Raw genomic sequence first — 12,181 nt, 5'->3', positions numbered from 1 at the left:
GATTTTAATGGATTGTGATGTTTTATAACGAATTAATTTAATTCAAATTCACTGGTCATGGTTTCTAACTGCTCTTGCAGTTCCATCCACTCCATTTCCACATCTTCAAGAGCCGCTTTGTGTTCTGTTTGTTTTTTCAAACATTCCGTCAATTCGGCTTTTTTATCTTGTTCGTAAATGGTGGCATCAGAAAGTTTTGCTTCTAGCTCATTTAGGGCATTCGAGTGCTTATCCATTTGCTTTTCCAATTCCGTGATTTTTTTGCGGATCGGTTGAGTCAGTTGGCGGAACTCCGCTTCACGACGTTTTTGGTCTTTTCTATCTTGTGCCGTCACCGTTGCAGCGGCTGCTGGCTTATCTTTCTCTTGTTGATCACGTGCTTGCTGTAATTCGAGCTTATTTTGCTCTGCCAGCCATTGTTGGTAATCTTCTAAATCACCATCAAACTGCTCTACAGTACCGCCGTGGACCAAATACAGTTCATCGGTAGTGGTGCGCAGTAAATGCCTATCATGGGAAACGACAACTAAAGCACCTTCGAAGGCCATTAAGGCTTCAGTAAGCGCTTGTCGCATATCTAAGTCCAAGTGGTTGGTTGGTTCATCGAGCAGCAGTAAATTAGGGCGTTGCCAGACGATTAATGCGAGAACTAAGCGCGCTTTTTCCCCACCAGAAAAACGGCCGCTTGGGTCAGTGACTTGGTCGCCTTTAAAACCGAAGCCCCCTAAATAGTCACGTAATTGTTGCTCAGTTTGCTCAGGGGCAAGGCGAGCAAGATGCTGCAAAGGGGATTCTTCAGGGTGCAAATATTCTAATTGGTGCTGGGCGAAATAACCGAGTTTAATCCCTTTTGCGAGGGAAATTTCCCCCTGTAACGGTGGCAAATCGCCCGCTAACATCTTAATTAATGTGGATTTACCTGCACCATTTCGGCCTAATAATCCAATACGTGAGCCTGGTACTAAGTTCAGCTTGATGGATTGTAAGATGACTTTTTCACCATAGCCTGCGCTGACTTTTTCCATTTTTAATAATGGATTCGGTAAGCTTTCTGGTTTACGGAATGAAAAATGGAATGGGTTATCCACATGAGCTGGGGCAACCATTTCCATTCTTTCAAGCATCTTAATGCGGCTTTGTGCTTGTTTAGCTTTGGTGGCTTGCACTCTAAAACGGTCAATATAACTTTGCAAGTGTGCAGCTTTAGCCTGCTGGCTTTCATATAGTGCTTGCTGCTGAGCCAGTTTTGTTGCGCGCTGACGTTCAAATGAAGAGTAGTTGCCCGTGTATTCGAACATGGTTTCTTGTTCGATATGCAGCACTTTATCAATAATCGGGTCGAGGAAATCCCTATCATGGGAAATCAAAATCAGGGTGCCTTGGTAGCTTTTCAACCATTTTTCTAACCAAATTACTGCATCTAAATCAAGGTGGTTGGTCGGCTCATCGAGCAGCAACAAATCTGAGCGGCATAACAAGGCTTGTGCCAAGTTTAAACGCATCCGCCATCCACCGGAAAATGATTTTACTGGAGAGTTTAATTGCGCTTGGCTGAAACCTAAACCATGTAGCAAACTGGCTGCACGGGAGCGGATGGTCCATGCATCAATGGCATCAAGTTGCCCATGAACCACAGCGATGGCATGGCCGTCATTTTTTTCATTGGCTTGTTGAAGTTTTTGCTCTAAAGCTCGGAACTCGCGATCACCATCAATCACATATTCAAGAGCGGGCACATCAAGGGCAGGGGTTTCTTGGTTCACCCATGCCATGGACCAATTGCTTGGAAAGGTTGCAGAACCTGCTTCAGCTTGTAATTCGCCTTTTAATAACGCAAGAAGCGTCGATTTACCGCAGCCGTTTTTACCCACTAAACCAACTTTTTGGCCGGGGTTAATAGTCGCAGTGGCATTGTCTAGTAGGACACGAACACCTCGGCGAATTTGGAGTGAAGAGAAAACAATCATAGCAACCGTCTATTAAAAATATGTTAAATTACCTTGGACTATACACCTGAATAATAATACAAAGACTGCAATATTTAGGGTGTAAACTCTATTTAGCAGGCTGCATGGTAACGGAAAATGTTCCGTCTGACACGCCTTTGAGGAGGGAAAGATGTCAAATACACCGAAAGTGCTGGTGGTCTACGCTCACCCGGACCCCGACGAATCGATGGCTAATAAGGCGTTATTGGAGGCAGTGCGTGATTTTGACCATGTGACTGTACACGATTTATACGCAATTTATCCAGATTATTTTATTGATGTAACCGCGGAACAAAAATTACTGTGCCAGCACGATATCATTATTTTTCAACATCCTCTCTATACATATAGTTGCCCTGCGTTGTTGAAAGAGTGGTTTGACCGCGTGTTAACCCGCCGTTTTGCGACCGATGTAGGGTACCAAAAATTAAAAGGCAAATACTGGCGTTCTGTGATTACCACAGGCGAGCCTGTTCACGCTTACCAATATGATGGATATAACCATTATCCACTTACAGAAATACTTCGCCCATTTGAATTGACCGCACTAATGTGTGATATGCAGTGGTTGGAACCAACCATTATTTATGCAGCACGTCGGCAGCCTAAAGAACGATTTGAACAGATTATCGATGACTACCGCCAATGGATGCAACAGCCGCTAGGTGCGGGAGGGTTATCCTAATGTCAGAACTAGGGCTATTTGAATCCGTTATCATCTTCCTCTGCGCAGGGGTAGTCATGGTACCTATTGCACAAAAAATCCGCTTAGGTGCTGTACTGGGGTATTTGCTTGCCGGGATCATGATTGGGCCATTTGTTTTTGGCTTTATTCGTAATGTTGATGATATTTTGCACTTCTCCGAAATGGGAGTGGTGTTCCTGATGTTTCTCATCGGGTTAGAGCTAAAACCTTCTAAATTATGGGAGCTTAGGCGCTCGATTTTCGGTGTAGGTACGCTTCAAGTGGTTGTCACTGCGGCTATCATGGCGTCACTGTTGTTTTTAGCCAAATTTTCTTGGCAAGCTGCCATTGTTGGTGGATTAGGAATGGCGATGTCATCAACGGCAATGGCACTTCAGTTGATGAACGAAAAAGGGATGTCCAACAAAGAAAGCGGGCAACTTGGTTTTTCTGTTTTACTTTTCCAAGATATGGCCGTGATCCCAATCATGGCACTGATCCCGTTGCTAGCTGGGGACTCAGCAACCAGTGATTGGCAAAAAATTGGCTTGAAGATAGTGGCGTTCGCAGGTTTATGGGTAGTTGGCCGCTATTTATTACGGCCGATGTTCAGGCTTGCCGCTAAATCTGGGGTACATGAAATTTTTACGGCTGCAGCGCTGCTGGTGGTATTAGGTTCCGCACTCATTATGGAAAGCCTTGGGTTTTCTATGGCTCTGGGAACCTTTATGGCAGGGGTCATGTTAGCGGAAACAGAGTTCCGCCATGAGCTGGAAATTAATATCGAACCGTTTAAAGGTCTGCTACTGGGGCTATTTTTTATCTCAGTAGGTATGTCATTGAATTTAGATGTGTTGTGGGCCTATTTACCACAAGTATTGATTGCTGTTGCAGTATTAGTCGCAGTTAAAGCGTTAGTGCTTTACGGACTGAGTTTAGCCGCTAGGCTTCGAAATGGAGCAAGAGCTCAATTTTCCGGGGTGCTTAGCCAAGGTGGTGAATTTGCTTTTGTGATCTATGCAACTGCTTTTGGTGCAAGTGTGATAAATGAACGGCAGATGGACTTATTACTGGTAGTTGTCACACTTTCGATGATGACTACTCCACTTGTGATGCAGTTGATAGATGCCTATTTAAACTACCGTTATAATCAACAACCAGCCTCGAGCGAAAAACCATTTGTAGAAGACAATGACCCACATGTTATTTTGGTCGGTTTTGGTCGCATGGGGCAGGTGGTTGGCCGCTTATTAATGGCGAATAAGGTTAAAATTACAGTACTAGAACAAGATGTTACGGCGATTAGTACCATGCGTCGCTACGGCTATACGGTCTATTACGGTGATGCACGTGAACTGCAATTATTACGCTCAGCAGGAGCCGATAAAGCAAAATCTATCGTCATCACCAGTGATGTGCCTGAAGAAGTGATGGAAATTGTGCAAATTTGCCAAGAAAACTTCCCTAACTTGCATATTATTGCACGTGCTAAAGGTCGCCTTGAGGCCCATGAGCTATTACAAAGTGGAGTGACTGATTTTAGCCGTGAAACATTCTCGAGCGCACTTGAATTAGGAAGCAAAGCGCTTGTTAGCACAGGGATGCATCCTCATAAAGCTTATCGCGCGAAGCAGCATTTCCGCCGTTTAGACATGAAAATGCTTAGAGATATTTACCCAGAGAATGAAAATAGTGATAGCGGGCAAATTTCACGCATTAAAGAGGCACGTCGTGAACTGAATGAACTCTTTGAGAAGGAAATGCAAAGAGAACATCGGCAGCCTCATAGCTGGAATAATGAACAATAAGGGTTAGAAATGGCTTCAACACGTAAACGCTTTATTGCCGGGGCGACGTGCCCTAAGTGCAAGTCACAAGACACATTAATGATGTGGCGTGAAGATAAAATTGATGTTGTCGAGTGTGTCAATTGCGGCGATCAGCAACGCCAAGCAGGGGATGAAGCAACGGGACATGTTAGGCAAAAAGAGCAGGTTATTGGAATTTTTACACCTGAATAATAGAAATTTGTCAATTCTCAATACATCACTATAGTTTTTCGGTACAATTGGCAAAAATTTTTCCCTTACGGGTAGTAGGAGATGTCATGAAAGTAGCAAAAGACTTGGTGGTCAGCTTGGCTTATCAAGTAAGAACAGAAGACGGTGTTTTAGTTGATGAGTCGCCAGCAAGCGCGCCAATGGACTATTTGCATGGTCGTGGGTCTTTAATTTCAGGTTTAGAAAAAGCATTAGAAGGTCGCTCTGTTGGCGAAAACTTCGATGTTGAAGTCGCTTCAGACGATGCATATGGCCAATACGATGACAACTTAGTTCAACGTGTTCCTAAAGATGTATTTATGGGCGTTGATGAGCTAGAAGTCGGCATGCGTTTCTTAGCTGACACTGACATGGGCCCAGTTCCTGTTGAAATTACAGGTATCGAAGGTGATGAAGTTATCGTTGACGGTAACCACATGTTAGCAGGTCAAAACCTGAAATTTAATGTTGAAATCATGGCTATCCGTGAAGCAACAGAAGAAGAAATCGCACATGGCCACGTCCATGGTGCAGGCGGTCACGACCATGACCACGACCACGAAGGTGGTTGCTGTGGCGGTGGCGGTCATAGCCACGGTTCAGAAGGCGGTTGCTGCGGTGGCGGTGAAGGTCACGGACACGGTCACAAACAAGGCGGCTGCGGCTGCCACTAATACTTCGTATTAGTGTTTATTAAAAAAAGGAAGCGAAAGCTTCCTTTTTTTAATTTAAAATCAATAGGTTCACATTTTAAATTAATAATGTGGTGGCGGCGTTTCTTCTTCAGGCCTTGCTAAGTGAGAATCTTGGGATGATTTCAGCCTTTCAGCTACAATGCGTAAATGTTCCTGCAGACGGCTCATTTGCATTTGTTGGTCAGTAATAACCTGGTTTAGTTGTTCAATCGCCAGTTCTTGAAAGGCAACTTTACTTTCTAAAAGTTCTAGGCGTTGTTCAAATGTATCAGATGAGTCCATATTCGACTCTCCTTAAGCGTTTATATCGTAATTAAACCATCATAATAACTGAACATTACAAATCAATAGATAAGTTTTAGTTAAAGATATAGGCGACGAAACGACTTTTTGTTAATGTGGTCTCAGTAGTTATTATATTTTTTAATACTCAATGGGGTAACGGGGTCTAAACTTAAAGAGCCCTACCCATAAAACGAATAGTTCGCTATTCGAATATAATCGAATAAAAGTTATCGGAGACTAGGATGAAATCACTGTTTAAGGCAAGCCTTTTAGCAACTACGCTAGCATTTACTTTTGCTGCTCCGCAAGTGATGGCAGCGGAAGCCAAAGCACAAAGCAGCGCATTCAAAAACGCAGAAGAGCGTAATGCGTATGCACTGGGTGCGTCTTTAGGCCGCTACATGCAGAATTCTTTAGAAGAACAAAAAACAATTGGTATTAATTTGGATAAGGCTCAATTACTCGCTGGTGTCCAAGATGCATTTAACGGCAAAAGCAAAATGACCGATGCAGAAGTTGAAGAAACATTGCGTCAGTTTGAAGGTCAAGTCAAAGAAGCTGCCGACAAAAAAATGAAAGAAGAATCAGCTAATAATGAGAAAAAAGGCGCTGAGTACCGCGAAAAATACGCGAAAGAAAAAGGCGTTGTTAAAACTAAATCAGGCTTACTGTACAAAATTGAAAAAGACGGTACAGGGGCGAAACCTAAAGCAGATGAAACCGTTGTGGTTCACTACAAAGGTTCTTTGATTGACGGTACTGAATTCGACAGCTCATATTCACGTAATGAGCCACTGACAATTCCATTAAATTCAGTGATTAAAGGCTGGACTGAAGGTTTAGTTAACCTGAAAAAAGGCGGCAAAATGCAGTTGGTTATCCCAGCTGAATTAGCTTACGGCGAGAATGGCGTGCCGGGTATCCCAGCAAATTCAACATTAGTCTTTGATGTTGAGTTATTAGACATCAAGCCTGCTGCTAAATAAGTCCTCACTAAGCATTAGCTAAGTGTATTTTGATGCCCAATGCATTCATGCCTTGGGCTTTTTTATATTTCTCATCAAAAAAACTCTCAAATTGTTTAAAACTTGTGATAAAACAGACTGTCTTGCATTCATTCGCTTGACGGCAACGCCGTGGAGTTTTAACTTCAGAAGACTCTATTTTATTTTTTATCATCACAATTGTTGGCTACAAACAAAGTAATGAAGGCCAAATAGTCGAATAATGAACGCCTTTTTAGTCAACAGGATGAGTTTTTACATTAGAAGGATGATGTTGAAATGTCTGATTCTATACAATCACACGACCTCAGCGATATTAACATATTGGATAACCAACCTTTTTCTGAGACAGACCATGAGATTTTAAAATCGTATGAAGCTGCTGTGGATGGTCTGGCAATGCTAATCGGTGGGCACTGTGAAATTGTTCTTCACTCTTTAGAAGACCTAAACTGCTCTGCAGTCAGAATCGCAAATGGCCAGCACACTGGGCGTAAAATCGGCTCACCGATTACAGACCTAGCGTTGAGAATGCTGCATGATATGGCAGACGAAGAATCGAATGTCTCGAAGGCTTATTTTACGAAAGCGAAAAGCGGTGATTTAATGAAATCCGTTACTATTGCTATTCGTAACCGCAAGCAACGTGTGATTGGCTTATTATGTATCAATATGAACTTAGATGTGCCGTTCTCTGAAATTATTCAATCGTTTGTTCCAGAAACTAAGCAAGAAGTTACTTCAGATGTAAACTTTGCCTCTTCAGTTGATGACCTTGTCGCACAAACATTGGAGTACACAATTGAAGAAGTTGGCGGTGATCGTAATGTCTCAAATAATGCGAAAAACAAGCAAGTGGTTCTTAACCTATATGAAAAAGGCATTTTTGATATTAAAGATGCCATTAACCAAGTTGCTGACCGTTTGAACATTTCTAAACACACCGTTTATTTATACATTCGTCAATTCAAGAGCGGTGAATGAGTAATACAAATTCGTTAACCTACTGCTTAGTTGTGACTGGCCCTGCTTATGGTACACAACAAGCAGCGAGTGCGTATCAATTTGCAAAAGCCCTTCTTCAAGAAGGGCATATATTGAAAACACTCTTTTTTTATCGTGAGGGTGTTTTTAATGCGAACCAGCTTACGTCACCAGCAACAGATGAATTCAATTTAGTTTCAGCTTGGCAGGAACTGGCAAAACAATCTGGGTGCGAAATGCATATCTGTGTTTCTGCCGCGTTGCGTCGGGGGGTTGTTGACCAAAAACAAGCGCAAAGTTTATCTCTTCCAACGGCTAACCTTGCTGAGGGCTTTATCATGAGTGGGTTAGGAAGCCTTGCGGAAGCGATGATAACCACAGACCGAACAATTCAATTCTAAGAACAGCTCAATACAAGGTACCGTGTGAAAAAAATAGCTTTTGTCTTTACAACCATGCCCCATGGAAATGCCAGTGGCCGAGAAGGGTTAGATGCATTATTAGCAACTTCAGCACTGACAGAAGACATTCAGGTGTTTTTTCTCTCTGATGGTGTTTATCAGCTTCTAGCAAACCAACATCCCGCTGAAGTGCTTGCTCGAGATTACATCGTAACATTTAAAATATTGCCGTTATATGACATTGAAAAAGTTTATCTCTGCGGCTCTTCGCTACAAGAACGGGGGCTGGGAGAGCATTGTGAATGGGTTTTAACACCAACAATTCTTAGCAAGAAAGAGGTAAGCGCTAAAATAGCGGAATGTGATGTGGTGCTTAATTTTTAATCCATTGTGTGAATTTTGAGCTTGGGTTGTTTTTTGATCTATAGTAGGATCTTTTCTATGCTGTATACATTAGCAACATCTCCGTTTAAATGTGATTTTTCTACAATGGTAGGCTTTATTACGGCTGAAGATGTCGTTTTACTGATGCAAGATGGCGTGGTTGCGGCAGTCGCACAGTCGCCTTATCTTGTTGCACTACAAAAAACAGGGGCGCAGTTGTACGCTTTGGATGTAGACATCAATGCTCGTGGGTTGCAAAATACCCTATCAACCGCAGTTTCTGTAATCACATATCAAGGTTTTGTGAAGCTAACAGAAGTCCAAAAACAACATTTTGCCATATAAAGGCACTAAAAGTTGTATATTTCTTGACACCTGAGCCAGTCAGCAATAAAATTTCGCGTCCTCGTGTATCGTCATGTTGGCGAACGGGGTCAAAATCCGTGTTTACGAAGCAATAAAACCAGGAGCTTTTTTAATAATGGCAACTATTAATCAGCTGGTACGCAAATCTCGTAGCTCGAAAGTTGTTAAAAGCAACGTTCCAGCACTGGAAGCTTGCCCGCAAAAACGTGGCGTATGTACTCGTGTATATACTACCACTCCTAAGAAACCAAACTCAGCATTACGTAAAGTATGCCGTGTTCGTTTAACTAACGGTTTCGAAGTTTCTTCCTACATCGGTGGTGAAGGCCACAACTTGCAGGAGCACTCCGTTATCCTTATCCGTGGTGGTCGTGTTAAAGACTTACCAGGTGTGCGTTATCACACCGTTCGCGGCGCACTGGACTGTTCTGGTGTTAAAGACCGTAAGCAAGCTCGTTCTAAATACGGCGCGAAAAAACCTAAGGCTTAATGGATTTCCGTTAAGTAAGGCCAAACATTTTAATCTTAATGTCAAAATACTCTCGTAGAGTTTTGGACAAACCTGAATTAACAACGGAGTCATATCCATGCCACGTCGTCGCGTAATAGGTCAACGTAAAATTCTTCCAGATCCTAAGTTCGGATCAGAATTACTGGCCAAATTTGTAAATATCCTGATGGTAGACGGGAAAAAATCTACTGCTGAAGCAATCGTATATAACGCACTTGAAACCCTTGCTCAGCGTTCTGGTAAAACTGAACTTGATGCATTCGAATTAGCACTAGATAACGTGCGTCCGACTGTGGAAGTTAAATCCCGCCGTGTTGGTGGTTCAACTTACCAAGTTCCAGTTGAAGTTCGCCCGGTTCGTCGTAATGCCCTGGCAATGCGTTGGATCGTTGATGCTGCTCGTAAACGCGGTGATAAATCTATGGCGCTTCGCCTGGCAAATGAATTATCAGACGCTGCTGAGAACAAAGGTTCCGCTGTTAAGAAACGTGAAGACGTTCACCGTATGGCAGAAGCTAACAAGGCGTTCGCACACTACCGTTGGTAAGTTTCTTACCCACATTAGTGATGTATCTCAGGGTAGCCATTTGCTACCCTTTATATGAAGCATTGAACGCCCACGAGAGAGGAAAAAATGGCCCGTCAAACGCCCATAGCACGTTATCGTAATATCGGTATCAGTGCACACATCGACGCCGGTAAAACCACAACTTCTGAACGTATTCTGTTCTATACTGGTGTAAACCATAAAATTGGTGAAACTCACGAAGGTTCTGCAACAATGGACTGGATGGAGCAGGAGCAAGAGCGTGGTATTACTATCACATCTGCTGCGACTACTGCATTCTGGTCTGGTATGGCAAAACAGTATGAGCCACACCGTATCAACATCATCGACACCCCGGGACACGTTGACTTCACTATCGAAGTAGAACGTTCTATGCGTGTTCTTGATGGCGCAGTAATGGTTTACTGTGCAGTTGGTGGTGTTCAGCCACAGTCTGAAACTGTATGGCGTCAGGCTAACAAATATAAAGTTCCACGTATCGCGTTCGTTAACAAAATGGACCGTATGGGTGCGAACTTCTTACGTGTTGTTGAGCAATTAAAATCACGTTTAGCTGCTAACGCAGTTCCACTGCAATTACCAGTCGGCGCAGAAGAGTCGTTCACTGGTGTTGTTGACTTGCTGAAAATGAAAGCAATCAAGTGGAGTGATGAAGACCAGGGCGTTACCTTCGAATACGAAGATATCCCTGCGAACATGCAAGAAGCTGCTGAAGAGTGGCACAACAACCTGATCGAAACCGCAGCAGAAGCATCAGAAGAACTGATGGAAAAATATCTGGGCGGTGAAGAACTGACTGAAGCAGAAATTAAAGCTGCATTACGTCAACGTGTTCTTGCAAGCGAAATTATCCTGGTTACCTGTGGTTCTGCATTTAAGAACAAAGGTGTTCAGGCGATGCTGGATGCAGTTGTTGATTACTTACCTGCGCCAACAGATGTACCTGCAATTAATGGTATTCTGGACGATGGTAAAGACACTCCTGCAGAGCGTCACGCAAGTGATGATGAGCCATTCTCATCATTAGCATTTAAAATTGCAACCGACCCATTCGTTGGTAATTTGACGTTCTTCCGTGTTTACTCTGGTGTTGTTAACTCAGGTGACACAGTACTGAACGCAGTTAAAGCGAAGAAAGAGCGTTTTGGCCGTATCGTACAGATGCACGCTAACAAACGTGAAGAGATTAAAGAAGTTCGCGCTGGTGACATCGCGGCTGCTATCGGTCTGAAAGACGTAACTACAGGTGATACTTTATGTGCAGTTGATGCACCAATCATCCTGGAGCGTATGGAATTCCCAGAGCCAGTAATCTCTGTTGCAATCGAACCGAAAACTAAAGCTGACCAAGAAAAAATGGGTATCGCATTAGGCCGTTTGGCTCAAGAAGACCCATCTTTCCGCGTATCAAGTGATGAAGAGACTAATCAGACTATCATCGCTGGTATGGGTGAGCTGCACTTAGACGTTCTGGTTGACCGTATGCGTCGTGAATTTAAAGTTGAAGCGAACGTTGGTAAACCTCAAGTTGCTTACCGTGAAGCAATCACTATGAAAGTGACTGATATCGAAGGTAAACACGCGAAACAGTCTGGTGGTCGTGGTCAGTACGGTCATGTCGTTATCGATATGTTCCCTCTGGACAAAAGCGATAAAGACGGTGTTCCAATGGATTACGAATTTGCCAACGACATCAAAGGTGGTGTAATTCCTACTGAATACATCCCTGCCGTTGACAAAGGTATCCAAGAGCAGCTGAAATCTGGCCCATTAGCTGGTTACCCGGTTGTTAACATGGGTGTTCGTTTACATTTCGGTTCTTACCATGATGTTGACTCCTCTGAATTGGCGTTTAAACTTGCGGCTTCAATCGCGTTTAAAGATGGCTTCAAAAAAGCTAAACCAGTTCTGCTTGAGCCAATCATGAAAGTTGAAGTGGAAACACCAGAAGACTACATGGGTGATGTTATTGGTGACCTGAACCGTCGTCGTGGTATGATTGAAGGTATGGATGACCTGCCTACTGGTAAAGTCGTTCGTGCACAAGTACCATTGTCAGAAATGTTCGGTTATGCTACTGACCTGCGTTCTCAGACACAAGGTCGTGCTTCATACTCTATGGAGTTCCTGAAGTACAATGAAGCACCAAACAACGTTGCACAAGCTGTAATCGAAGCTCGTAACGCTAAATAATCGATTTTTATCGGTTAACTACTTTAATTTAAGTTCCTTCTTTATCGTGAAGAGGGAACTCCATAAGGAATAGAGTCG

Annotated in this window: 14 protein-coding genes; 12 read left to right on the top strand and 2 right to left on the bottom strand. The window is 43.2% G+C overall.

The window, feature by feature from the left end; genetic code table 11:
* Window positions 1–32: 32 nt before the first annotated feature.
* Complete coding sequence (locus tag PSE83_RS10750) at window positions 33–1,967, bottom strand: ABC transporter ATP-binding protein (RefSeq protein WP_004262519.1); 1,935 nt, start codon at window positions 1,965–1,967, stop codon at window positions 33–35.
* Window positions 1,968–2,118: 151 nt separating this feature from the next.
* Between PSE83_RS10750 and kefG the strand changes: the two genes are divergently transcribed.
* The 4 genes from kefG to slyD all read left to right on the top strand — a co-directional run bounded on the left by kefG (window position 2,119) and on the right by slyD (window position 5,386).
* Window positions 2,119–2,673 (top strand): glutathione-regulated potassium-efflux system ancillary protein KefG, encoded by a 555-nt coding sequence (gene kefG / locus PSE83_RS10745; protein ID WP_004262516.1) that lies wholly within the window; start codon window positions 2,119–2,121, stop codon window positions 2,671–2,673.
* Window positions 2,673–4,481, top strand: coding sequence for a glutathione-regulated potassium-efflux system protein KefB (gene kefB, locus PSE83_RS10740; protein ID WP_004262513.1), 1,809 nt, complete (start codon window positions 2,673–2,675; stop codon window positions 4,479–4,481). The genes kefG and kefB overlap by 1 nt, the downstream gene beginning before the upstream one ends.
* Before the next feature lie 9 nt (window positions 4,482–4,490).
* Window positions 4,491–4,694, top strand: a complete 204-nt coding sequence (locus PSE83_RS10735) for a YheV family putative zinc ribbon protein (protein WP_004262510.1) — start codon at window positions 4,491–4,493, stop codon at window positions 4,692–4,694.
* Window positions 4,695–4,780: 86 nt separating this feature from the next.
* The gene (gene slyD / locus PSE83_RS10730; protein ID WP_004262508.1) at window positions 4,781–5,386 is read left to right on the top strand and encodes a peptidylprolyl isomerase; all 606 of its coding nucleotides are present in this window, start codon (window positions 4,781–4,783) and stop codon (window positions 5,384–5,386) included.
* An 81-nt stretch (window positions 5,387–5,467) separates the two neighbouring features.
* On the opposite strand, the gene PSE83_RS10725 is transcribed toward slyD, so the two are convergent.
* Complete coding sequence (locus PSE83_RS10725) at window positions 5,468–5,689, bottom strand: SlyX family protein (RefSeq protein WP_004262507.1); 222 nt, start codon at window positions 5,687–5,689, stop codon at window positions 5,468–5,470.
* Window positions 5,690–5,934: 245 nt separating this feature from the next.
* Here PSE83_RS10725 and fkpA point away from each other — a divergent pair, with 245 nt between their 5' ends.
* The 8 genes from fkpA (at window position 5,935) to fusA (ending at window position 12,103) form a co-directional block, all read left to right on the top strand.
* Complete coding sequence (gene fkpA / locus PSE83_RS10720; protein WP_004262506.1) at window positions 5,935–6,678, top strand: FKBP-type peptidyl-prolyl cis-trans isomerase; 744 nt, start codon at window positions 5,935–5,937, stop codon at window positions 6,676–6,678.
* Window positions 6,679–6,975: 297 nt separating this feature from the next.
* A complete protein-coding gene (locus PSE83_RS10715) occupies window positions 6,976–7,680 on the top strand; it encodes a helix-turn-helix transcriptional regulator (protein ID WP_004262503.1) in 705 nt (234 codons plus the stop codon).
* Window positions 7,677–8,081, top strand: coding sequence for a sulfurtransferase complex subunit TusD (tusD, locus tag PSE83_RS10710; protein ID WP_272660846.1), 405 nt, complete (start codon window positions 7,677–7,679; stop codon window positions 8,079–8,081). The genes PSE83_RS10715 and tusD overlap by 4 nt, the downstream gene beginning before the upstream one ends.
* A 24-nt stretch (window positions 8,082–8,105) precedes the next feature.
* Window positions 8,106–8,465 carry a sulfurtransferase complex subunit TusC gene (gene tusC, locus PSE83_RS10705; protein WP_004262499.1) on the top strand — a complete coding sequence of 120 codons (360 nt, stop codon included), beginning with the start codon at window positions 8,106–8,108 and terminating at the stop codon, window positions 8,463–8,465.
* Between the two features lie 57 nt (window positions 8,466–8,522).
* Window positions 8,523–8,810: a sulfurtransferase complex subunit TusB gene (gene tusB / locus PSE83_RS10700; protein ID WP_036958589.1), complete on the top strand. Its 288-nt coding sequence runs from the start codon at window positions 8,523–8,525 to the stop codon at window positions 8,808–8,810.
* 136 nt (window positions 8,811–8,946) lie between these two features.
* Window positions 8,947–9,321 carry a 30S ribosomal protein S12 gene (rpsL, locus tag PSE83_RS10695; RefSeq protein WP_004265905.1) on the top strand — a complete coding sequence of 125 codons (375 nt, stop codon included), beginning with the start codon at window positions 8,947–8,949 and terminating at the stop codon, window positions 9,319–9,321.
* Between the two features lie 97 nt (window positions 9,322–9,418).
* Entirely contained in the window at window positions 9,419–9,889 is a 471-nt protein-coding gene (rpsG, locus tag PSE83_RS10690) for a 30S ribosomal protein S7 (RefSeq protein ID WP_004262486.1), read from the top strand.
* 87 nt (window positions 9,890–9,976) lie between these two features.
* Window positions 9,977–12,103: an elongation factor G gene (gene fusA, locus PSE83_RS10685; RefSeq protein WP_165879081.1), complete on the top strand. Its 2,127-nt coding sequence runs from the start codon at window positions 9,977–9,979 to the stop codon at window positions 12,101–12,103.
* Window positions 12,104–12,181: the final 78 nt, after the last annotated feature.

Origin of the sequence: Providencia sp. PROV150, assembly GCF_028481025.1 — a bacterium.
Lineage (GTDB): Bacteria > Pseudomonadota > Gammaproteobacteria > Enterobacterales > Enterobacteriaceae > Providencia > Providencia hangzhouensis.
Note: the sequence above shows the minus strand (reverse complement) of the source record. Positions and strands in the feature narration are given on the sequence as shown.

Coding starts and splice junctions, on each gene's coding strand:
- PSE83_RS10750 (WP_004262519.1), bottom strand. CDS start 1,967: ATGATTGTTTTCTCTTCACTCCAAATTCGCCGAGGTGTTCGTGTCCTA.
- kefG (WP_004262516.1), top strand. CDS start 2,119: ATGTCAAATACACCGAAAGTGCTGGTGGTCTACGCTCACCCGGACCCC.
- kefB (WP_004262513.1), top strand. CDS start 2,673: ATGTCAGAACTAGGGCTATTTGAATCCGTTATCATCTTCCTCTGCGCA.
- PSE83_RS10735 (WP_004262510.1), top strand. CDS start 4,491: ATGGCTTCAACACGTAAACGCTTTATTGCCGGGGCGACGTGCCCTAAG.
- slyD (WP_004262508.1), top strand. CDS start 4,781: ATGAAAGTAGCAAAAGACTTGGTGGTCAGCTTGGCTTATCAAGTAAGA.
- PSE83_RS10725 (WP_004262507.1), bottom strand. CDS start 5,689: ATGGACTCATCTGATACATTTGAACAACGCCTAGAACTTTTAGAAAGT.
- fkpA (WP_004262506.1), top strand. CDS start 5,935: ATGAAATCACTGTTTAAGGCAAGCCTTTTAGCAACTACGCTAGCATTT.
- PSE83_RS10715 (WP_004262503.1), top strand. CDS start 6,976: ATGTCTGATTCTATACAATCACACGACCTCAGCGATATTAACATATTG.
- tusD (WP_272660846.1), top strand. CDS start 7,677: ATGAGTAATACAAATTCGTTAACCTACTGCTTAGTTGTGACTGGCCCT.
- tusB (WP_036958589.1), top strand. CDS start 8,523: ATGCTGTATACATTAGCAACATCTCCGTTTAAATGTGATTTTTCTACA.
- rpsL (WP_004265905.1), top strand. CDS start 8,947: ATGGCAACTATTAATCAGCTGGTACGCAAATCTCGTAGCTCGAAAGTT.
- rpsG (WP_004262486.1), top strand. CDS start 9,419: ATGCCACGTCGTCGCGTAATAGGTCAACGTAAAATTCTTCCAGATCCT.
- fusA (WP_165879081.1), top strand. CDS start 9,977: ATGGCCCGTCAAACGCCCATAGCACGTTATCGTAATATCGGTATCAGT.